The sequence below is a fragment of the Micromonospora sp. LOL_015 genome (genome assembly GCF_048060275.1).
Classification (GTDB): domain Bacteria; phylum Actinomycetota; class Actinomycetes; order Mycobacteriales; family Micromonosporaceae; genus Micromonospora_E.
Window position 1 is genome coordinate 70,300 of sequence record NZ_JBHMIO010000022.1, and the last position, 21,035, is coordinate 91,334.

Sequence of the window (21,035 nt, forward strand, 5' to 3'; positions counted from 1 at the left end):
CATGCCGCCGAGGTAACGGCACGTGGGTCGGGATTGGGGCGGCCGGCCGGGGTGCCGGGTCCACGGCCGCGCATGCTGGCAGGCTTGCCGGATGCGGACTCTGCTGATCGTGGACGGCGCGAACGTGGTCGGCTCCCGACCCGACGGTTGGTGGCGCGACCGGATGGCGGCGGCCGCCCGGCTGCGTAATCAACTGGTCGGCGTCGCCGACCGGGGACTCCCCGAGCTGACCGGCCCGCTGGAGGTGGTCCTGGTGGTGGAGGGGGCGGCCCGTGGTCTGCCGCCGACCGACGGGGTACGGATCGGCGTGGCTCCCGGGTCGGGGGACGATCTGATTGTCGAGATCGCCGCCGAGGGCGGACCGGACCGGCGGGTGGTAGTCGTCACGGCCGACCGCCGGTTGACGGACCGGGTCGCCGAAGTGGGCGCGCAGATACGCGGACCCCGATGGCTGACCAGGCAGCTGACCGATCCGGTGTCGGACTTCTGACCGGTATTCAGCCTGAATACCTGATCCGCCACCGGCAGTTGCCCAGCTCACACGGGCTAAGCGCCGGCGGCCGGACGGTCGCTGCGGACCAGCCTATCTGCGGGACCAGACAGCCGGGCAGCAACCACCCACCAGCGGTAGGCTCTAATAGAGCCTTCCAGCCGCTTGAGGAGGTTTCGCCCGTGGCGAGTGTCGCCGAGGTCAAGTCCGCCATCGAAGCCGCGATAATGCAGGTGTCGGAGGGCCAGGCTGCCGTCCAAGCCGCCAGCGAGAAGATCGCCGAGGCGCAGCAGAGCCTGGCGGCCGCCTTCGAGGGCAGCGGCCACGAGGCGGTCGGAGCGGCCCAGGCCGCCCTGTTCCAGGCCAGCTCCGAGCTCGAGGAGTGCCTCGCCGCCACACTCGCCGCCGTCGAACAGGCGCAAACGTACTCCGCGACGCTGTAGTCACCAATGTCCCTCGCCGAGAATCTCGCCGCCCGGGTCCGGGCGGCCACCGACGACCTGCCGGTGGGCCAGCTCGCGGTCGCGGTGCAGCGGCTGCGCGCCGCGACCGAGCTGCTCATCTGGGTCCGCCAGGAGTCGGCGGACCCGCTGGCAGTGCCGCAGCTCGCCGGCGCCACCGAACACGCGGAGCAGGCCGGCCACGCGATGCGGGTCGCTGCGCAGTCAGTGGACGACTACCTGGCGGCGATCGGCTTCGGCGCCGGCCCGGCGTCGGGGGGCGACGGCGGGTGGCGGGCGGCGCTGGACAGCGACCGGGACCCGACAGCGGCACCGGACGGCACCGGACGGACGAGCGCGCCTGTCGCGCCCGAGCTCGGCAACTGGTGGGCCGCCCGGGTCGCGGAGCTGACCGACCGGGAGTCCGGGGTCGGGCCGGGGCCGGACGCCGCGACCGACACGCCCGGGCCGGACGCCGCCACAGACACCGCCGAACTGCTGCGCAGGGTCGCGACGGCGGTCCGTCGGGAGGACCGGGCCGGACTGCACCGCGACCTCGCCGCGGCGGCCGCGCCGACCGGGCTGAATCTCGCCGCGGTCACCCCACCGCTGCTGCACCGGCTCGCCGGGGACCTGCTGGACCACGAGCCGCAGGCCGAGGACCTGCGTCGGCTCGCCTCCGCCACCACCCGACAGGTACGCGAGCTGCTACCCGGCATGCCGGACTCGGTGCTGTCGACCCTGTTCGCCCGGATCTGCCGGGTGCCGGCCGACGAGCGGCGCGGCGACGTTCACCGGGCCGACGATGAACAGGCCGGGCAGCCCCCGGCTCCGCCACACCCGGCCGATTCGGCGGTCGCCGGCGCGGTACTCACCGGCGTACTGCTACGGCTGCTCGACCGCGAGCCGCAGACGCTGCGCCCGGAGCAGCCCCGACCGCTGCGGGGGCGCGATGCCTGACGCGCGGGCCGAGCTGGTAGCCGCGGTCCGCCGGGCGCTCGGTCATGCCCGCGCGGCGGCCCGCAACCGACTCGACGACGTCGAACAGGACATCGCCGCGGCGCAACAGCAGCTCAAGCGGGTACGCAGGGCAGCCGAGCAGGTGCCGCACCGAGCCGCAGCGCACCGCGACCGCCGGCTCGCCGACCTCGCCGAGCAGTACCGCGATCAGATAGCGGTGACCGCCCGGCGAGCCGTCGCGGCGGTGAACCGGGCGGCACCAGGAGCCGCCGCCGCTGACTGGGCCCGGTGGCGTCCTGCTCCGGCGACGCGCACGGAAGCGCCAGGAGCTGCCCGGATCGGCCTGACCGGGCTGGCCGGAGGTCCCGCCGTACCCGCGCTCGTCGCGGTCCTGGACCACGGCCACGTGGCGCTAAACGGCGCCGACCGAGCGGGGTGTGACGCCGTGCTGTCCGCGCTGCTGCTGCGGATCCTCGGCCGTACCGCGCCCGGCACCGTCCGGCTGACCGGCTACGACCCGGAACAGCTCGGTGGCGGCCTCGCCGGTTTCGCCCCGCTGGCCGGACCCGGCCTGCTCACCTTCGCCGGCCCCGGTGGGTTGAGCCGGCACCTGGACGAGCTGGTCGACCACATCCGCCGGATCAACGAGAAGGTGCTGGCCGGGGAGTTCCGATCGCTGAGCGAACTGGCGACGGCCACCGGCCGACGGCCGGAGCCGTGGCGGATCGCCGTCCTGCTCGGCGGGCCCGGGGAGGAGCTGTCCCGGCACGAACGGGCTCAGCTGGACCGGATCACCCGCGCCGGTGCCGCCTGCGGCGTCCATCTGATCGTCCGCGGTGTCGGGCTCAGCGCCGCGCCCACCGTGACCACCGTGTCGGTCTCCGGCGGCACGGCTCGGGTCAGCGGCTATCCGCAGCTACCGGTGCGGATCGACCCGCCGCCGCCGGCCGAGCTGGTCACTCGTACCTGCCGGGAGATCGCCGCCGCAGTCGCCGCCGGCCCGGTTCCGGCGGTATTCAGCGATCTGCTGCCCGAACAGGAATGGACCGAGGACGCCACCGCCGGGCTGACCGCGCCGGTCGGCGACAGCCCACAGGGCCGGCCGGTGACGGTGACGTTGAGCGACTATCCGCCGCACGCGCTGATCGGTGGGCCGTCCGGTACCGGAAAGACCAACCTGATCTACGCGTGGATCGGTGCCCTAGCCGCCCGCTACTCCCCCACCGAGCTGGAGTTCTATCTGCTGGACTTCAAGGAGGGGGTGTCCTTTGCCCGGTTCGCGCCGGGCCGGCGGGACCCCAGCTTCCTGCCGCATGTCCGGCTGGTCGGGGTGAACGTCAACACCGACCGGGAGTTCGGTCTGGCGATGCTGAACTTCCTCGGTGCGCAACTGCGGCAGCGGGCCGACGCCGCCAAACGCCACGAGGTGACGAAGCTGGCGGAGCTGCGCGCCGAGGACCCACAGGGCCGGTGGCCGCGCATCGTGGCGGTGATCGACGAGTTCCAGGTGCTGCTCGCCGGCAACGACGCGCTGGCCACCGAGGCCGCGACGCTGCTGGAGGACCTGGCCCGGCGGGGCCGGTCACAGGGCATCCACCTGATCCTGGCGTCCCAGGACGTCTCCGGTATCCAGGCGCTGTGGGGGCGTACCGCGCTGATCGCCCAGTTCGCACTACGGATCGCGCTACCGAAGGCGCGCCGCGTTCTGCCGGAGACCAACACCGCAGCGGAGTCACTGCCCCGCCATCACGCCGTGGTCAACGCCGAGTCCGGGGCAACGGAGGCCAACCAGATTGTCCGGGTTCCGCCGGCCAGCGACCGGGACACCTGGCAGGAGCTGCAACACCGGCTGTGGCGACGGCGGCCCGCCGACCTGCCCACGCCGCGGCTGTTCGACGGCGACGTGGTGCCCCGGCTGGCCGAGGCACCGGACTACCAGGCACTGGTCGCCGACGGCGACGGACCGCGCGTACCGGTGGCGTTGCTCGGCGAGACGATCGACGTACTGGCCCGCTCCGCCCAGCTCAGCCTGGCCCGGGCACCCGGACGTAATCTCGCGGTACTGGGCACCCGGGTGGACGAGGCGTGCGCCCTGCTCGACGCCGGTGCCCGGTCGCTGGCCCGGCAGTACCCGCCCGGCGCGGCGCGGTTCGACGTCGCCTGTCTGGATCCGGACGCGGAGGCAGCCGCCCACCGGCTACACGCGGCGTTGCCGGCCGGCACCGGACTGTACGACCTGGATACCGTCGGCGGGCTGCTCGCGGACACCGCCGACCGGCTCTCCGGTGACGTGCTGGACGGTCCGGTCCGCCCACACTTCCTGGTGCTGTACGCGGTCGACGCCGCCGCCGGGCGGCTGGCGGCGAAGTTCGCCGGCCGCTCCGGCCTGGACCGGCTCCGCCGGGTGCTGCATCTCGGGCCGGAGCGGCACACCCACGTGCTGGGCTGGTGGCGCGGGGTGGCCCGGATGCGCGACGATCTCGGCGGGGTCGGCTCACGGACCGACCAGATTGGCGCCTGGGTGGCGTTGGACGTGCACGGCTCCGACCTCGGACCGCCGCTGTACCCCCGGGCCGGCGGCCCGGCCTGGTATCCCCGGCCGTGGCGGGCGCTGTTCTTCGACCGAACGGTGCACCGCAGCGCAGAGGTCATCATCCCGTACGGGCTGACCTGATGGACGCCTCCTACCCCGAGCTGATGCGCCGGCTCGCCGAACTCGCCGCCGCGCTGCAGAACCGCCGGGACGAAGCGCAGCAGTGGTACGCGCAACGGTGCGACGGCGCGCAGACCGCGGTGGCTGAGGTGGAGGCCGACCTGGCGGAGCTGCACCAGCTCCACGATCAGGCAGGCCGGGAGCTGGCGGACGTCGACCGGGTGGCCGCCGACATCTGGACCGAGATCGGTCACCGGTTCGGGCCGTTGGCCGGACGGCTCGGCGGCCTCCCGCCGCCACTGCCGACGCCCCCGGGTACCGCCGTCGACGACGATCCGGAGCACTGGCTCGCGGCCGCCCGCGCTTTGGTCGAGCGGTCCAACGACGTGGGCCCCCTGCCCCGGTCGGCGTATCCGGTGCTGGCGGTGTTCGGCGCCGCCGGAGCCGCCGCCGCGTTCGGGCTGTCCACCGCCGCGCGATGGGCTGGCCAGCGCTACGGCGGCGACCTGGCGGTCGGGATGCCGGTGATCGCGCTCGTGGTCACCTTGGTCGGTCCGCTACTCGGGCTGGGTCCGGCCAAGGCGCTGGCCGACCGCCGGCACGCGGTGCTCGACCTGCGTACCGTGTCGATCGTCCTGGTCGCCGGCCTGGCAACGACCGCCGCCCTGCTGACCGGGCTGGGCTGACCAGCCGACGCCCGGCCCCGGTGGTCATTCGGCGACCGCGACCGCTTCGCGCAGCAGACGGCGGGCCAGCACCAGCTGGTCGGCGGTGGTGTCCAGCCCGGGCAGATCACCGACCCGGACACCGGCGGTGTCCAGCACCGTCCGCAGGGCCGGAACGCACCTACCCGGAAACTCCACCGCACGGTCGAAGATCTGCAGGGTGACCCGGTCGTCCGACTGCGAGGTGAGCCGCCAGCGCAACCCGGGTCGGCGGCGGATGACGTCGTCGACGGTCAGCGTCCGGATCCGGTCCGCCTGCTGCAGTGGGGGCAGTGGGGCCGGGCGGACCGCCGACCAGGCCCGACGGCGCATCCGCGCCGCGACCTGGCCGGGCTCGACGGAGGCCAACCAGTCACGCAGTACCGCCGCCGTTGCGGTCAGCTCCGAGGCGATCCCGGCCGGTTCGCCCGGGTCGGTGCCGAACGGCAGCGAGGTGCGCAGCCGGGGCTCGGTCACGGCGAGCTCGAGCAGCGCCTCGACCAGCGAATAGCGGGTGAACGCGCGGACCCCGACGGTGAGGTGGATCGAGCTCTCCTGCTGCGCGGTGGCGCTGTGCAGCCAGCCTCGAGGCAGGTAGAGAGCATCGCCAGGGCCGAGCACGACGTCCAGCGCAGGTGCGGCCTCGGACCGGGCGGCTACCTCGTCGGCCCGGCCCGACCAGGTCTGCTGAGGCAGCGGATCGATCAGTACCGGATCGTGCACCTGCCACCGCTTGCGGCCCTCGGTCTGCAGGACGAACACGTCGTGGGTGTCGTAGTGGGTGGCGAACCCACGGCTGCCGGCCGGGGTGAGGTAGGCGTTCGCCTGCAACGGCTGGCCCAGCATGGTGGACAACTCGCCGACGAACGAGATGATCGGTGGCCAGAGCCGGTGCAGGCCCTGCAGAACCAGGGTAGCGCCGTCCGCGTACAGGCCCAACACCCGCTCGTCGAGCACCTGGTCGTCGATCTCGGCACCGGCACCGGCACCGCCGGTGTAGGTGGGTTCCGCGAACACCTCGCCGTCCCGGGCCACCCGGAGGAACGGGGTACGCAGGCCGTGCCGGCTCAGCAGTTGGTCGGCCGCAGGGCGATCGAGCAAATCGGTGAATCCGGCGGGGCCGGCCAAATCGACGGCGCGGGACAGCAGCGGTCTACGCCCCCAGTAGACATCTGCGAAGGTCGCCGGGGCGACGGCAACACACCGGGTCAGCGCCGCCGGGCGGCGGGACGGGTCCGCACCGCCCGGCGGGCCCGGTGGCGTCGCGGCGATCCGCAGCCGGTCGGGAGGTTCAGGTCCGCCGGTGCCGGTACCGCGCGACGCCGTGGGCAACTGGGTCAACGCCGGTTCGCCCCGCCGTCAGCACCACCGTCCCGCCCAGCCGGATTCGCCCCACCATCGGCCGGGCCCTCCTGCGCCTTCGGACCAGCGCCGCCGTCAGCACCACCGTCCCGCCCAGCCGGATTCGCCCCACCATCGGCGGGGCCGTGACCCGCTGCGGGCCCGGTGCTACGGATGTCGTCGTCGTCGAGTGTCATGGCTGCCCCCTGCGGGTCGGTCGACACGCGCCGGTTCCACGCCGGCACGGTCCTGCCTGCGGGTGGTACCCAGGGCGGATCGCCACTAACCTCGCATGCACCCGGACCGGCTGAGGATCACAGCTCCTGGTACGGCGCGCAACTGTCCCGCACGACCAGCTCGGTGGCGAGCTCCACCCGCGGTGTCTCCAGTGGTTCCCCCTGCGCCAGACGCAGCACCGTCCGCGCTGCGAGCAGCCCCATCTCGGCCAGCGGCTGGCGCACCGTGGTCAGCGGCGGCGACGACCACTGCACCTCGGGCAGGTCGTCAAAGCCGACCACGCTGACGTCGTCCGGGACCCGCAAACCGCGTTGCCGCAGGGCCTCGTAGGCACCGAGGGCCATCTGGTCGCTGGACGCGAAGATCGCACTGGGTGGTTCGTCGAGGTCGAACAGCGCGGCCGCGCCGGCGAAGCCGGACTCATGGTAGAAGTCGCCGGGGACGACATACTCGGGGCGCAGCGGTATCTCGGCTGCCTCCAACGCGGCCCGGTAGCCGTCGAGCCGGGCCCGGCTGCACAGCAGCCGGGGCGGACCGGCGATGAAGCCGATCCTGCGGTGTCCCAGGGAGATGAGGTGTTCCGTCGCCCGCAGTCCGCCGGCCCAGTTGGTCGCCCCGATGGTGGGAATGTCCAGGCTCGGGACGCCGGCCGGGTCGACCAGCACCATCGGAACGTTGAGCCGTCGCAGTTCGGTGTGCAACGGCGGAGCAAGTTCGCTGGTAACCAGGATGACACCGTCGGTGGCCCGGGTACGCAGGTTCTGCAACCACTGCCGGGTCGATGCGGACCGGCGGTGGATGGCGGAGACGACGGTACCGACCCCGGCGGCGTGCGCGACATCCTCCACGCCGCGGATTATCTCCACCGCCCACGGGCTGTCCAGGTCGTTGAAGACCAGGTCGATCAGGCTGGCACCGGCGCGGGACCGGGTCGCCCGCCGCCGGTAGCCGTGCCGACGCAGCAGCTCCTCGACCCGTTCACGGGTCTGCGGGGCGACGTCGTTGCGACCGTTCAGCACCCGTGACACGGTCGGCACGGAGACACCGGCTTCCTGAGCGATCGCGGTGATCGTGATCCTGCGTCCTTCATCGACCGTCACGGCAGCAGCTCCTTCGTCGAGGCTTCAGCGTACGGCCGAACTTTCCGCCGGCCGGTCGGGCTCCGTACGCCGAGTCCGGGCCCTATCTTGCCGCAGCTGGAAACGCCTGGCATCGACCCGGCCGACAGTGTTTCGCCGATGCCGGCGGCCGGGTCGACCACACCACCGGCCGGAACTTTCCGGAGAATCTGGCGGCGGTGGCCAAACGGTAGCCGGACGGGGCGCTTGCGGCCCCTACGATGCGGGAGCGTACCCGGACACTGCCAGCAAACTGTAGGGCGCCGGATCTCGACGGGGCGGTAGGTTTCCGGAAACATGTCGGAAAACAGGGCGCGACGGTCCGGCGAAGCCGGGATCGGACTGGCGCGGCGACGATCGACAGGAGGCTGCCGGTGAGCGGCAAGGACTACGCCCTGGACGAGGGGCCGGCCCAGCCCGGTCCGGCCGGGCAACCGGACGATCACGCCGCCGCCGCCGCGGCCACCGGCCGGGCGGCCGGGTCGCCCGCCGCCGACACCCCCGACCGGTCAGCACCGTGGCGCGATCCCACCCTGGCGGTGGAGGAACGGGTGTTCGACCTGCTCAGTCGGATGTCGCTGACGGAGAAGGTCGCACAGCTGTACAGCTATTGGCGGGGCGCCAATGCCTCGATCGACGACATGGCCCCGTTGCAGCATGACCTGGTCGACGAGTCGGTCGACTGGGCCGGCCTGCTACACACCGGCCTGGGGCAGTTGACCCGGCCGTTCGGCACCGCGGCGGTGACTCCGGCCGACGGCGCCGGGGCGCTGCTCCGGCTGCAGACCGAGATCGTCGCCGGTAACCGGTTCGGTATTCCCGCGGTGATCCACGAGGAATGTCTGACCGGGTTCATGACCTGGGGCGCCACCGTGTACCCGACCCCACTGGCCTGGGGTGCCAGCTTCGACCCCGACCTGGTGGCGCAGATGGCCGGACGGATCGGGCAGGACATGCGGTCGGTCGGGGTGCACCAGGGACTCGCCCCGGTGCTCGACGTGGCCCGAGACCCCCGTTGGGGCCGCACCGAGGAGACCATCGGCGAGGATCCGTACCTGGTCGCCACGATCGGCACGGCGTACGTACGAGGGCTGGAATCGGCCGGGGTGGTGGCCACCCTCAAACACTTCGCCGGTTACTCGGCCTCCCGGGCGGGGCGCAACTTCGGGCCGGTGTCGGTCGGCCCGCGAGAGTTCGCCGACGTCCTGCTCCCACCGTTCGAGATGGCTGTCCGGGACGGCGGCGCCCGTTCGGTGATGCACTCGTACGCGGAGGTGGACGGCGTCCCGGCGGCGGCAGACGGCGGTCTGCTCACCGATCTGCTCCGCGGCCGCTGGGGGTTCACCGGCACCGTGGTCGCGGACTACTTCGGCGTGTCGTTCTTGGAGCTGCTGCACCGGGTGGCCGACGGTCCCACCAGCGCCGCCGCCCTGGCGCTCAGCGCCGGAGTCGATGTCGAACTGCCAGCGGTACGGTGCTACGGTTCCCCGCTCGTCGAGGCGGTCCGGCAGGGCGCCGTACCGGAGTCGGTGGTCGACCGGGCCGTCACCCGCGTCCTGCGGCAGAAGTGTGAGTTGGGGTTGCTCGACCCGGACTGGGATCCGGTGCCACCGGCGCTGGTTGGTGCGTACCGCACGGGCAAGGCGGGCGGGGCGTCCGCTGGTCCGGGGATCGACCTGGATTCGCCGGCGAACCGGGACCTGGCCCGGCGGCTGGCCGAGGAATCGGTGGTGCTGCTAGCCAACGACGCCGTCCTTCCGCTGCCCGAGCGGGGCCGTATCGCGGTAGTCGGGCCGCTGGCCGACTCGGTCAGCGGGCTGTTGGGCTGCTACACGTTCCCCAGTCACGTCGGTACCGTTCCGGCCGATGTCGGGGACCAACCCCAGATGGGGACGGTCCTGGCCGCGCTGCGGGCCGAGCTGCCCGCAGCCGCCATCGAGCACGTCGTAACCGGTCCGGTGGACGGGCAAAACACCCCGGGCATCGTGGTGGCCGCGGACGCCGCGGCGCGGGCGGACGTCTGCGTCGCGGTGGTCGGGGACCGGGCCGGGCTGTTCGGCGCCGGGACCTCCGGCGAGGGTTGCGACGCCACCGACCTGGAACTGCCCGGACGGCAGGGTGAGTTGATCGAGGCGTTGGTGGCCACCGGCACTCCGGTGGTGCTGGTACTGCTGACCGGACGCCCGTACGCGCTCGGCCGGTACGCCGACCGGCTGGCCGGGGTGGTGCAGGCGTTCTTCCCCGGTGCCGAGGGAGGCGGTGCGGTCGCCGGTGTGCTCAGCGGCCGGGTGTGCCCGTCCGGCAGGTTGCCGATCGGGGTTCCCCGGCTGGCCGGCGGCCAGCCGACCAGCTACCTCAGCCCGCTGCTGGGACACCGGACCGAGGTGAGTAACGCGGATCCCGGTCCGCTGTACCCGTTCGGCCACGGCCTGTCGTACACCTCGTTCGAGTGGTCGACGCCGCTGGTCGACGGGGTCGAGCACGGCTGGGGTGCGGCCCCGGCGCAGATCGGCACCGACGGCACGTTGCGAATTCGGCTGCAGGTACGCAACACCGGCGACCGGGCAGGCAGCGAGATCGTCCAGCTGTATCTGCACGACCCGGTGGCGCAGGTCACCCGACCGGTGATCCGGCTGGTCGGGTACGCCCGAGTGCCGTTGCAGGCTGGCCAGGCGCGCTGGGTCGAGTTTGACTTCTCCGCCGACCTGTCGTGTTTCACCGGGCGGGACGGGCGGCGGATCGTCGAGCCCGGCGACCTGGAACTGCGGCTGGCCGCGTCGAGCATCGACGTCCGCCACCGGGTCGCGGTCCGGCTGGTCGGCCCCCAGCGGCAGGTCGACCACCGACGCCGGCTGGCCACCGAGGTGACCGTACGGTGACTGACGCTGCGGCCCGCGCTGGCGCGGGCCGCAGCGTCAGTCACCCAACAGGTCGCGCAGGTCGACCGGTACGGTGGCCAGCACGTCGTCCCACTCGCCGGAGCTGACGTGCCGTCGCAGCACCCGGCTGACCGTCCGGATCACCTGTTCGGCCCCGCCCTCGACGTCGAACGGGAAGTCCCGTCGCACCCGGGCGACGAAATCGGCACGGTCCAGCTTCGTCGGCGCCGAGGTGGCGTCCCAGCCCTCGTAGTACAGCCCGCGGACCAGTAGCGGCAGTTGCGCCGCAAGCTGCACCACCTCGGCCAGGGGTAGCCGGTCGCGCAAGGTGTGCAGCACGGCGGCGAGCGCCGAGTAGGACTGCTGGCGGCGCTGGGCCGGCCAGCCGAGTTCGTGTTCGATCTCGCTGAGCAACCGGTTGGTCTTGTCCACCGTGGCGTCAATGGCAGTCAACTGGGCAGTCGTCATCTCGTGCTCCCTCGTCGGTTCGCGGTGCCGGTGATCCGGGGGGCGCTGATGAACGCGGCCTCGGTCAGGCCGCCCGCCGCTCGCGGGACTGCTTGCAGGTGACGCAGGTGGTGGCCGAGGGATAGATTTCCAGCCGCTCCACCGGAATGGCCGCGGCACAGCCCTCGCAACGCCCGTAGTCGCCGGCGGCGAGCCGGGCCAAGGCATGCTCGAACTGGGTACGACGCTCCAGGATGGTCCGGATCAGGGACTGGGCCGCGTCCCGCTCGGCGGTCTTCGTGCCGCTGTCGGCCTGGTCGTCGCCGGCGGTGTCGCCCCCTTCGACCAGCCGGAGCACCTGGCTCTGCGTCATCGCCTGCTCGTACTCAGCCGTCAGCTCCTGGTACCGACTGGTCAGCGCGGTGCGGATCCGATCACTGTCGATGGTTCCCGGTGCACCTACGGTTCCCGGCGCGCCGAGACCCGGTCGCCGGTTCACCTCATGTGTCAGCATGCGCGCATCCCCCTTCAGATCGAGTACGGCGAGCCACGACCGGCTCGGACTCCGGCACACCGGGTCGCCGCGAGATCCGCCACTTACCCGTCGCCGAGGGCCGGCAAACCCGTCCGGCCCTCGACCAACCACGCGCCATCGGACCTCGCCGACGCCGGCCGGTGTCCGCCGGCGGTGTGATCAGCCGGCGGTGTCGATGCTGACCCGGACGTCGTCGGCGAGCCGGTAGCCGACGCCGTACACGGTGGTGATCAGGGGCGAGTTGCCCACCTTGCCGCGGAGCCTGCGGATGTGCACGTCCACGGTACGCACCCCGGTGTGCTCGTAGCCCCACACCGCAGCGAGCAGCTGCAGCCGGGTGAAGACCCGGCGAGGGTTCTCCACCAGGTGCAGCAGGAGATCGAACTCGAGTCGGGTCAACAGCAGTGGCTCGCCGTCCAACAGAACGGTCCGCGACGCGACCATGACGTGCAGTGCCGGCACGGTGACCGTCGCGGTCCGCCCTGACCGGGTGGCGGGTTCGGTGAACACCCCGCCGCCCGCTGGCGTCGGACCCGGCCCGTCGCGGCCGGCGACGATCTGGTCGAGCACCGCGCCGGGCTGCGCCCGGGCCGCGTCGGCCGCCGGCATCTCCACCGTCGCCTCACCCCGTTCCACCAGCTCCCGGGCGGCCTCCAATAGCCGACGGGCGGACGACGAAAGCGCTTCCTCACCGGCGGTGAGCGGGATCGACACGGTGACGGTCACGGTCGCCATCGCCGGGCCGGTCCCCCGCCGGGGCGCGGCGGGCGGACGGGCCGCACCAGACGGTGGCAAACCGGACCAACCGGCGCGCTGCGAGGCGGGGCTGACCGACATGGTCCTCCTAGACAGTTCCGGCCGGAAGCGTGCATCCCCGGCCACCGGCCGGTGTCCGTACGCAACGGTAGCCGGGTGGGACGCGGCAGCCGGCACCGGACACAGGGGACGACCCAGTGTGCCGGCGGCTGCGCACCAACCGATGCTGCCGTTCACTCGCTCCCGGGTCAATACCGGACTGCGTTGCAGGAATGTGATGATTGACAAGCGCACCGTAATCGATTGCTCGCTCTGGATACCCGACCTCGGTGCTATTGGCGAACCGGCAGGATGATCACATGCGCGCCATCGTCGCCGGGTTCGCCGCGATCTGGTCGGTCACCCTGATCGGGTACCTGATCGGCCGTTTCGAGCTGCTCGGCCCGGACGGCACCGCCGTCCTGGCCCGGCTGACCTTCTTCATCGCGACACCGGCGCTGTTGTTCACCACCCTGGCCGGCACGTCCCCGACCGAGGTGTTCACCCCCGCGTTCCTCGCCTACCTGGCGAGCACCGTGGTGGTGGCGGCCGGCTACCTGGCACTGGCCGGTTGGCTGTGGCACCGGCCGGCCGGCGACGTCACCATCGGCACGCTCGGCGCGTCCTATGTGAATGCAGCCAACCTCGGCATCCCGGTAGCGGCGTACGTGCTCGACGACGTCTCGGTCGTCGCGCCGGTGCTGCTGTTCCAGGTACTCGTCGCGGCACCGGTGGCCTTCGCCGTCCTGGACCTCACCGCCGGCGACCGCCGCCCGTCCGTCCGTCGGCTGCTGTCCCTGCCGGCCCGCAACCCGATCATGATCGCCTCGGCGGCGGGCCTGGCGCTGGCGGTCAGCCGCTGGCAGCCACCCGCCGAGCTGCTGCGGCCCTTCGAGCTGCTCGGTGCGGCCGCCGTACCGCTGGCCCTGCTGGCCCTCGGAATGTCCCTGCCCGGAAGCCGGCCGCTGGCGGCCGACCCACAGGCTTGGGAACGCTACACCGCTGTCGCCCTCAAGGTGCTCGGCCAGCCGGCGGCGGCCTACCTGATCGCCCGACACGGTCTCGGCCTCAGCGGCACCGCGTTGCTCGCCGCAGTGGTCACCGCCGCGCTACCGACGGCGCAGAATGTCTTCATCTTCGCCACCCGGTACCAGCGCGGTCAACGCCTCGCCCGGGACTCGGTGGTGCTCTCCACGGTCGCCACCGCCGTCACGCTGCTGCTGATCGCCGCCGTGCTCGGCTGACGTCCCCAGCGGGCGCGAACCTGGCCGACGTACCCCGACGACTGACGCTCACCGGCGGCGAGCGCCGCCGCGAAGACGACCGGATCACCCGGATCGCCGGTGAGCGCCGCTCGTGCTGTCGCATCCGGCGTCAGGAACACGGTGCGCACGGCCGCGGCAGGGCCAGCGGCGCCGTAGACCAGCGCCGCAACCAGGGCACCGGTCGACGTCCCCACCATCAGATCCGGGGCGCGCAGTCCGGCGCCCGCCCGGTCGAGTCCGACGAGCATCCGTTACCTTTCAGTGCGCTCTAGCGAGCACACGGTCGGTAGTCCCGCCTTGCGGTGGGACGGTCGCGGTCCATGACCAGGCCACACGCCGCGCAGTGGTACGCACGCTCGGACAGGGCCAGCTTGGTTTTCACCGCGCCGCAGCCCGAGCAGGTTTTCGAGGAGGGGTACCAGCGGTCGGCCACGAGCAGCCTGCCGCCGTTCCATCCGGTCTTGTACGCCAGTTGCCGCCGCAGTTCGGCGAATTTGGCGTCGGTGATGTGCCGGGCCAGCCTGCGGTTGGCCACCATCCCGGCCACATGGAGGTCTTCCGCCACGACCGTGCCGTGCTCGCGGGTCAGCCGGGTGGTGAGCTTGTGCAGCCCGTCGCGGCGCAGACGAGCGACCCGGGCGTGCGCCCGTCCGAGCCTGGCAGATGCGCGCTGCCACCGGTTCGACGGACGCCGGCCGGTACGCCGGTCCGGGCCTTGCCGGCGCGACAGGGTCCGGCCGAGTGTCCGTAGCCGGGACCGCGCGCCGGCGAGGTGTCGCGGGTTCGGTCGGGGCAGCACTACATGGTTACGGTCCGGCTCGACGCGGATCACGCCGGTGGTGAACCGAACGCTCGGGGTCGACCTGCGACGGGACTTGAACCGGGAAGCCCGACCGGGCGGCCGGCTCGTTCTCCGTTTCGGGAGTCGGCCCAGTTGGTCAACGCGCGGGCCAGGGCGTCCAAGCCGGTGTTGAACGCCTCCTTGGACACCTCCGGCCACCACGGCGCCACATCCCGTTTGGCCGCGTTCCACGCCCTACGCAACGCGGGCAACGACCACGACACCGCCGGGGTGAGCCGATCGTCGGCGACACCGTACGAACGCTCGGCGGCCCGCTGGCCCATAATTGCCTTCACCCGCGCCAGCGCCCAGTTGTAGGCCACCCGCGCCGCCCCGGCATGCGCCAGCACCGCGCGTTCCTGGCCCGGGGTGAGGTCCAGAGCGAACCGGTACGCCTGAATCGTCCTCACACCCGGCCACCCGCCCCGGTGACAGCCTCGACAGCCCGGCGGGCACGGCCCACCGCCGCCCGACGCCCGTACCCGGCGAACACACAACGAGGTGAGGATCTCCGTCACGTCACCGACCAGGTCGTTTTCCACCTCGGCCGGGTCGACAACCAGGAGACGCCGGCCCTGCGCGGCAAGCGCCGCCTCGACATACTCGACACCGAAGCGGGCGAACCGGTCCCGGTGTTCCACCACGATCGTTGACACCGCCGGGTCACCAAGCAGGGCCAGGAACCTATGGATGAACATCCGGCCAACTGGTCAGGCGCGGCGGGTGGTCGGACCGCGGTCCGACCACCCGCCAGCTGTCTCCGTCTCACCAGCGCGGTGTCACCAGCTGAGGTACCAGGGCTGGGTCTGCACGTTCAACTCCGGGAACCGGACCAGCTTGGCGCTCGCCGTACGCCAGTCCTTGAGGTCCAGCACATCCAGGCCCTTCTGGATGTCACTGGAGTAGATGTAGCCGTTGTAGTAGTACGTCGACCATGGTCCGCCGGTGACCATCCGGGTGTCCGAGACCGGTCCCCGCTCCCAGTAGGCGATCTCCTGCGGCCTGGCCGAGTTGGTGAAGTCCCAGACCGATACGCCGCCCTGGTACCAGGCCTGGACCATAATGTCGCGGCCCAGCACCGGGATCAGCGAACCGTTGTGGGCCACACAGTTCTCGGTCGACCCGTTGGTCCGGGGGATCTTGAAGTAGCTGCGGAAGGCCAGTGTCCGCGCGTCACCCGTACCGGTGATGTCGTAGATCGCGTTGGCACCCCGGTCCGGACCGATGGTCGGGTTGCAGGTCGCCGCCCCGCCGCCGCCAAGTTCGTCGGTGAAGACCACCTTGGTGCCCGAGTTGTTGAACGTCGCCGAGTGCCAGAAGGCAAAGTTGGTGGTGTCCCGGACCTGGTGGATGACCCGGGGCGCCTCCCGGTCGGAGATGTCCAGCAGCACGCCGTCGCCCATGCAGGCGCCCGCCGCGAGATCCTTCTGCGGGTACGCGGTGATGTCGTGACAGCCGGTGGTGGTGGCGCTGCCGTTGCCGCCCGGGTTGCCGCCGTCCGGGAAGATCGCCGGAGTGGCCACCACGGCCGCGTCGGTCGGCTTCTTCAACGGCACCTTGACGATCGAGATCAGGTCGTGCGGTGGCTGGCAGTCCGGGAAGTTCGTCGACGGGTTGTACGACGAGACGTAGAGATAGACAGAACCACGGCTCTTCGCCGGCACCAGGGTGTGGGTGTGTGAGCCGCAGTTCGTCTCGACGGACTTGACGTACCGAGGGTTGCTCTTGTCTCGAATGTCGAAGATCTTGATGCCCTCCCAGGACTCCTTCACCGACGCGGACTGGGAGGTACTGGCACAGGAGTCGTCACTGCGCGACGAGTCTGTGGACAGGAACAGCAGGTCACCGTGGACCGACACGTCGTTCTGCCCACCCGGACAGACCACCTGCGACACCAGCTGCGGCCGCCGCGGGTTGGCGATGTCGTAGATCACGAAGCCGTTGTAGTTGCCGACGAAGGCGTACCTGCCCTGGAAGGCAAGGTCCGAGTTCAACGAGGACTCGGTGTCGAACGGCGCGGGCTTGGGCATGCTGGCGATCTGACGCAGGTTCCGACTGCTGTCGATCTCGTCGACGCCGAGTCCGGGGTCGTCGGTCCCCGCCGCCGATGCCTGGGCCAGGCACAACTCGACCGCCAGCGCGTCGGTGGCGTCAGCGCAGTCGACGTCGAACGGGGTCCCTGCATGACTAGGTGTCGCCAACGCGGTGCTACCGAACAGGACGGCGATCGCCGCCACTGCCACGGTCCGGAGCTGCCGCGGCCCTCGTGGGGAACGTCTGATCATGTGCGGCACCCTTCGAAAGGGATTGATGATGCTGCGACGATACCGCCCAGTTGCCAACATCGATGTGACGGTGATCACATCGATACATGGAGTTGGCCGGATAGCATCGCGACCGTCCACTCCGGGAGGCCCGATGTCCCGACTGTCACTCGGCCGGCACCGACGGCTACTGGCGCTCGCCCTGATACCGGTCGTGGTCGTCGTCGCGGTGGTCGTGCTGCGGACCACCGCGACAACCTCGGCCACAACCGACGACGCAGCGACCGGGCCGGCGGGAACATCCACCGGCGCCGACGGGACCACGAACGCACCGCCGGTGATCCTGCCCGGCCGGCCCGGCGAGCCGGCCGAGCTGCGCCCTGCCACGGACGTGACCATCGATCCACCGCAGTACAACGCGCTGGACACCTGGTACGTCCAGATGATGATCCCGCACCACACCCAGGCCGTGCAGATGGCAGCGCTCGCCGCCGACCGCAGTGCCGACCCAGGGGTACGGGCCTTCGCCGACCGCATCCGGGCAGGACAGACCGCCGAGATCACCGTACTCCGGCAGTGGCTGCGGGACCGGCGGTTACCGGCCGGTGGGCACGACCACGACACGATGCCCGGGATGCAGACCGAGCAGGCCGTCCGGGAGCTAGCGGCCGCCCGGGGGGCCGAGTTCGACCAGCTCTTCGTGGCGATGATGACCGACCACCACCAAGGCGCCGTCGAAATGTCCGACCGGGTTCTCACCGGTGGCAGCGACGTGACCATCGAGGAACTCGCCACCTCGATCGCTGCCGAGCAGGCAGTCGAGATCAACCGGATGCGGGACCTGCTGGACAGCTGAGCCGGCGCCCAACGGTCGTGCGCGCCCCGGTCGCGAGGAGTCAGCTAGCGGCGGGCCAACGCGTCCAACCCGTCCGACCGGCGGCCACGTTCGTCGGCGGCCGCTACCTCCCCGACGTGGCGCAGCAGAGCCGTACCGTGGCGCAGCCCCGCCACCCCCACACCGAGGCCGACCAGCTCCACGATCAACAACGGGACGCCGGCCAACGACGTCGGACCAGAGGTACGAATCAGGCCGGCGAGCAGGAACATCCCGCCCATCGCCGTACTGATCAGGTTGAACCGGACCAGCGAGGTACGGACCGGACCGGACGGCTCGTCCCAGAGATCGACCAGACCCACCGCCACGGTCAGTGCCATCGCGGCCAGCCCGGCGACCAACGTCCAGTAGCCGACCTCACCGAACAGGTCGGGTGCCCCGGCCAGCACCGAGATGTCGAACAGGGCCGCACAGACGAAAAGTCCGAACGGCAGGGTCACCAGCATCGGCTGGATCGGCTGGCCGGGCACGCGGAGTTGCGCCTGCATCGCCCTCACGCCCTTCCCACTGGTCACACCGGTCACACCACCCGTGCTACCCAATTATCTCCCGCCGCGAACCCACCCACCATCACCGCTGCTGGCTGTCGGTCCGCAGCGCCGACGCCACCAGCCGCTTGGCGACCTCCGGCAACGGCACCGCGAGCGCCTCCCCGGCCGGGCACCGCCGCTGGGTCATCACGGTGCCGATCGCCGGGCCGATCACGTCGCCGTACTCCGGCCGACCACGGCGAGATGCTCCACCGCTTGATCGAAATCGGTGCACCGAATCATGCCGGCGGTCAACTCCCGCAGCAGGGCGGCGGTCTCCAGTACGGCCAGCCTGCTGTCCGCCGGATCGGCCTGAGCCAACGCGATCGCACCCGGCCGCGCTCAGCGGCGGCCGCTGCCACTGAGCCGGCGGCCAACGGACGAGATCAGCCGGTCCAGCTCGGAGCCGAACGGGTTGTCGTGCACCAGGTAGGTCCAGGTCGCACTGGGCCGTACCAGTTGGGCCTCGTCGGGCTGCCAGTCCTCGTCGAACTCGGTCTGTTCGAAAGTCGCGACGGTGCGGGCCTCGATCTCCGGAATCAGCTGGTTGAACGCGGGCACGGCCGCCCGGTGGAACTCGTCGAGTGGATCGAGCCGGCCGAGTGCCCGCAGATGCACGCCCTCGCGCACCTCGGACAGTTCGGCGAGGTGTTCGGTCCAGAGCCGGTCCAGGTGGTAGAGGGCGATCGAACGGGCGGCCCGCGACAGCAGATCCTCGTCCATCTCGGCGCACCGCTGCGGGAACCGGTCCATCAGCATCAGCGCGGCGACCTCGGTGGTCAGCAGCCGCTCACGCCGCTCCGCGAGCGCCTTGCGCTGCTGCTCGATCACCACGCTGTAGCGCCAGGTGTTCCGGTGGATCTCGTAGTCGACACCCTCAGCGATCCGCTGGGCGTGTTCGATGGCGAAGTCAACCTGCTCGTCCTGGACGATGCCGTCGGGCGTCATCCGCGGCGAGGGTGGGATCGCGTCCGGGGCGTGCCGGACGACCAGGTCGTCCTCCAGGCTGACGAAGAACACCGAGCCACCCGGGTCGCCCTGGCGACCGGCCCGGCCGCGCAACTGATTGTCCACCCGCCGACTGTCGTGCCGGCCGCTGCCGATCACGTACAGCCCGCCCAGCTCGGCGACCTGGTCCCGGTCGGACTGGTCGCTGCCGCCGAGGCGGATGTCCACGCCGCGCCCGGCCATCTGGGTGGAGACCGTCACCGCCCCCAGCGCACCGGCTTCGGCGATGATCGCGGCTTCCTCATCGTCGTTCTTGGCGTTGAGTACCACGCAGGCAACGCCGGCCTCGCCCAACGACGCCGCCAGGCTCTCCGACTCCTTGACGTCGAGGGTGCCGATCAGAACCGGACGCCCGGTGGCGTGGGCCGAGCTGATCTCGGCGACCAGCGCCTCGTCCTTCTCGGCGCGGGTGGCGTAGATCCGGTCCGGCTCGTCGATCCGTACGCACGGGGTGTGTGGCGGGATCACCGCCACCTCCAGCTTGAAGAACTCGCGGAGCTGGTCGCCGACGAGGACCGCCGTCGCGGTCATCCCGCACAGGGTGCGGTACGCCGCGACGAACGCCTGCACGGTGATGGTGCCGAGCACCTCGCCCTCGGCCGTGGCGTTCAGACCCTCCTTGGCCTCGACTGCCGCCTGCAGCCCGTCCGGCCATCGGCGGCGCTGCGCCACCCGGCCGCGCATCTCGTCCACCAGTTCCACGGCGCCATCGCGGACGATGTAGTCGACGTCGCGGTGCAGCAACGCGTGGGCGTGCAGGGCGACGTGGATCGCGGACAGCTGCCCGACGTTGTCGTCGGCATACAGGTCGACGCCGTCCAGCTTGGCCTCGACCGCGGCCAGCCCGGTGGAGGTGAACGCGACGCTGCGGCCGTCGTCGGCGACCTCGTAGTCCCGGCCGGCGCGCAGCCCGCGTACCAGTGTGGCGGCGGCGTGCACCGGGTCCTGCTCACCGACGACTGCCCCGGCCAGCACCATCGGCACCCGAGCCTCGTCGATGAGGATCGAGTCGGCCTCGTCGACGATCGCCGTGGACAGCGGTGGCTGGACCCGGTCGGCGATATCGGTGACCAACTGGTCACGCAGGAAATCGAAGCCGGCCTCGCTCACCGACACGTAGGTGACATCCCGCTGGTACGCGGTCCGCCGCTGCTCGGGGCTGCTGCTCTCGGTGACCCAGCCGACGGTCAGCCCGAGCAACTGGTAGACCGGCGCCATCCACTCGGCGTCTCGGCGGGCGAGGTAGTCGTTGACCGTCAGCACGTGCACCGGGCCGTTGCCCCGCCGCACATGCCCGTAGGCGGCGACCGTGGCGGTCAGGGTCTTGCCCTCACCGGTGGCCATCTCCGCGACCTTGCCGGCCAGCAGGGACATTGCGCCGAGCAGTTGCTCGTCGAACGGCCGCTCGTCGATCGCCCGCCGGGCAGCCTCCCGGCCGACGGCGCAGAGGTCGACGAACTCGTTGGCCCGGCCGGCCTCGGCGGTCAACTCGGCGTCGTCGAGCGCCCGCAGGTCGTCCTCCCGGCCGGCGATGTCGGGGAGCAGTTTCGCCAACGGAGCGAGGTCGACCGTGCTGCCCGGCCGCTGGAGGAAACGCCGGAACCGACTCTTCAGACGCTGCGACACACCCATG

The 21,035-nt window shown here is 71.6% G+C and carries 21 protein-coding genes and 1 pseudogene; 8 read left to right on the forward strand and 14 right to left on the reverse strand.

The genetic code is table 11. The features are described from left to right. The first annotated feature begins 91 nt into the window (after nucleotides 1-91). From ACFHWU_RS18405 to ACFHWU_RS18425, 5 genes are all read left to right on the forward strand, one after another. On the forward strand, nucleotides 92-490 hold the full coding sequence (locus ACFHWU_RS18405; protein WP_416555793.1) for a hypothetical protein: 399 nt from the start codon (nucleotides 92-94) through the stop codon (nucleotides 488-490). Between the two features lie 182 nt (nucleotides 491-672). Next, nucleotides 673-933 (forward strand): hypothetical protein, encoded by a 261-nt coding sequence (locus ACFHWU_RS18410; protein ID WP_278168988.1) that lies wholly within the window; start codon nucleotides 673-675, stop codon nucleotides 931-933. Nucleotides 934-939: 6 nt separating this feature from the next. Then, on the forward strand, nucleotides 940-1,890 hold the full coding sequence (locus ACFHWU_RS18415) for a hypothetical protein (protein ID WP_416591122.1): 951 nt from the start codon (nucleotides 940-942) through the stop codon (nucleotides 1,888-1,890). Continuing rightward, nucleotides 1,883-4,564, forward strand: a complete 2,682-nt coding sequence (locus ACFHWU_RS18420; protein ID WP_416591123.1) for an FtsK/SpoIIIE domain-containing protein — start codon at nucleotides 1,883-1,885, stop codon at nucleotides 4,562-4,564. Before ACFHWU_RS18415 ends, ACFHWU_RS18420 begins: the two co-directional genes overlap by 8 nt. Beyond that, entirely contained in the window at nucleotides 4,564-5,229 is a 666-nt protein-coding gene (locus ACFHWU_RS18425) for a hypothetical protein (RefSeq protein WP_416555790.1), read from the forward strand. Before ACFHWU_RS18420 ends, ACFHWU_RS18425 begins: the two co-directional genes overlap by 1 nt. A gap of 24 nt (nucleotides 5,230-5,253) precedes the next feature. Here the strand turns inward: ACFHWU_RS18425 and ACFHWU_RS18430 are convergent, their stop codons facing one another. Beyond that, entirely contained in the window at nucleotides 5,254-6,519 is a 1,266-nt protein-coding gene (locus ACFHWU_RS18430; protein WP_416591132.1) for a JmjC domain-containing protein, read from the reverse strand. Between the two features lie 383 nt (nucleotides 6,520-6,902). Then, nucleotides 6,903-7,925 carry a LacI family DNA-binding transcriptional regulator gene (locus tag ACFHWU_RS18435; protein ID WP_278168982.1) on the reverse strand — a complete coding sequence of 341 codons (1,023 nt, stop codon included), beginning with the start codon at nucleotides 7,923-7,925 and terminating at the stop codon, nucleotides 6,903-6,905. A 392-nt stretch (nucleotides 7,926-8,317) separates the two neighbouring features. Between ACFHWU_RS18435 and ACFHWU_RS18440 the strand changes: the two genes are divergently transcribed. Further along, nucleotides 8,318-10,822 carry a beta-glucosidase family protein gene (locus ACFHWU_RS18440; RefSeq protein WP_416591124.1) on the forward strand — a complete coding sequence of 835 codons (2,505 nt, stop codon included), beginning with the start codon at nucleotides 8,318-8,320 and terminating at the stop codon, nucleotides 10,820-10,822. 36 nt (nucleotides 10,823-10,858) lie between these two features. On the opposite strand, the gene ACFHWU_RS18445 is transcribed toward ACFHWU_RS18440, so the two are convergent. The 3 genes from ACFHWU_RS18445 to ACFHWU_RS18455 form a co-directional block, all read right to left on the reverse strand. Beyond that, the gene (locus ACFHWU_RS18445) at nucleotides 10,859-11,290 is read right to left on the reverse strand and encodes a DUF2267 domain-containing protein (RefSeq protein WP_416555788.1); all 432 of its coding nucleotides are present in this window, start codon (nucleotides 11,288-11,290) and stop codon (nucleotides 10,859-10,861) included. A 64-nt stretch (nucleotides 11,291-11,354) separates the two neighbouring features. Next, a complete protein-coding gene (locus ACFHWU_RS18450; RefSeq protein ID WP_416555787.1) occupies nucleotides 11,355-11,783 on the reverse strand; it encodes a TraR/DksA family transcriptional regulator in 429 nt (142 codons plus the stop codon). Nucleotides 11,784-11,963: 180 nt separating this feature from the next. Then, the gene (locus ACFHWU_RS18455) at nucleotides 11,964-12,539 is read right to left on the reverse strand and encodes a winged helix-turn-helix domain-containing protein (protein ID WP_416555786.1); all 576 of its coding nucleotides are present in this window, start codon (nucleotides 12,537-12,539) and stop codon (nucleotides 11,964-11,966) included. Nucleotides 12,540-12,919: 380 nt separating this feature from the next. On the opposite strand from ACFHWU_RS18455, the gene ACFHWU_RS18460 reads away from it, so the two are divergent. Then, entirely contained in the window at nucleotides 12,920-13,843 is a 924-nt protein-coding gene (locus ACFHWU_RS18460; RefSeq protein ID WP_416555785.1) for an AEC family transporter, read from the forward strand. On the opposite strand, the gene ACFHWU_RS18465 is transcribed toward ACFHWU_RS18460, so the two are convergent. The 5 genes and pseudogenes from ACFHWU_RS18465 to ACFHWU_RS18485 form a co-directional block, all read right to left on the reverse strand. After that, on the reverse strand, nucleotides 13,759-14,112 hold the full coding sequence (locus ACFHWU_RS18465; RefSeq protein WP_416591125.1) for a hypothetical protein: 354 nt from the start codon (nucleotides 14,110-14,112) through the stop codon (nucleotides 13,759-13,761). The two genes, ACFHWU_RS18460 and ACFHWU_RS18465, sit on opposite strands and share 85 nt — an antisense overlap. A 20-nt stretch (nucleotides 14,113-14,132) precedes the next feature. Beyond that, a complete protein-coding gene (locus ACFHWU_RS18470; RefSeq protein WP_416591126.1) occupies nucleotides 14,133-14,696 on the reverse strand; it encodes an RNA-guided endonuclease TnpB family protein in 564 nt (187 codons plus the stop codon). After that, a complete protein-coding gene (locus ACFHWU_RS18475; protein ID WP_416591127.1) occupies nucleotides 14,693-15,115 on the reverse strand; it encodes a helix-turn-helix domain-containing protein in 423 nt (140 codons plus the stop codon). Before ACFHWU_RS18475 ends, ACFHWU_RS18470 begins: the two co-directional genes overlap by 4 nt. Next, nucleotides 15,112-15,391: pseudogene (locus ACFHWU_RS18480) on the reverse strand (IS607 family transposase); the annotation flags it as partial. The gene ACFHWU_RS18475 and the pseudogene ACFHWU_RS18480, both read right to left, overlap by 4 nt. 93 nt (nucleotides 15,392-15,484) lie before the next feature. Then, on the reverse strand, nucleotides 15,485-16,990 hold the full coding sequence (locus tag ACFHWU_RS18485; RefSeq protein WP_416555783.1) for an LVIVD repeat-containing protein: 1,506 nt from the start codon (nucleotides 16,988-16,990) through the stop codon (nucleotides 15,485-15,487). A gap of 133 nt (nucleotides 16,991-17,123) precedes the next feature. Here ACFHWU_RS18485 and ACFHWU_RS18490 point away from each other — a divergent pair, with 133 nt between their 5' ends. Then, nucleotides 17,124-17,825 carry a DUF305 domain-containing protein gene (locus tag ACFHWU_RS18490; RefSeq protein WP_416555782.1) on the forward strand — a complete coding sequence of 234 codons (702 nt, stop codon included), beginning with the start codon at nucleotides 17,124-17,126 and terminating at the stop codon, nucleotides 17,823-17,825. Nucleotides 17,826-17,869: 44 nt separating this feature from the next. Here the strand turns inward: ACFHWU_RS18490 and ACFHWU_RS18495 are convergent, their stop codons facing one another. The 4 genes from ACFHWU_RS18495 to secA2 form a co-directional block, all read right to left on the reverse strand. Next, the gene (locus ACFHWU_RS18495) at nucleotides 17,870-18,352 is read right to left on the reverse strand and encodes a DUF2231 domain-containing protein (RefSeq protein ID WP_416555781.1); all 483 of its coding nucleotides are present in this window, start codon (nucleotides 18,350-18,352) and stop codon (nucleotides 17,870-17,872) included. Between the two features lie 82 nt (nucleotides 18,353-18,434). Continuing rightward, on the reverse strand, nucleotides 18,435-18,569 hold the full coding sequence (locus ACFHWU_RS18500; protein WP_416555780.1) for a hypothetical protein: 135 nt from the start codon (nucleotides 18,567-18,569) through the stop codon (nucleotides 18,435-18,437). Beyond that, nucleotides 18,566-18,715, reverse strand: a complete 150-nt coding sequence (locus tag ACFHWU_RS18505) for a hypothetical protein (protein WP_416555779.1) — start codon at nucleotides 18,713-18,715, stop codon at nucleotides 18,566-18,568. The genes ACFHWU_RS18500 and ACFHWU_RS18505 overlap by 4 nt, the downstream gene beginning before the upstream one ends. Nucleotides 18,716-18,736: 21 nt before the next feature. Then, nucleotides 18,737-21,034, reverse strand: coding sequence for an accessory Sec system translocase SecA2 (gene secA2, locus ACFHWU_RS18510; protein WP_416555778.1), 2,298 nt, complete (start codon nucleotides 21,032-21,034; stop codon nucleotides 18,737-18,739). Between the last annotated feature and the right edge of the window lies 1 nt (nucleotide 21,035).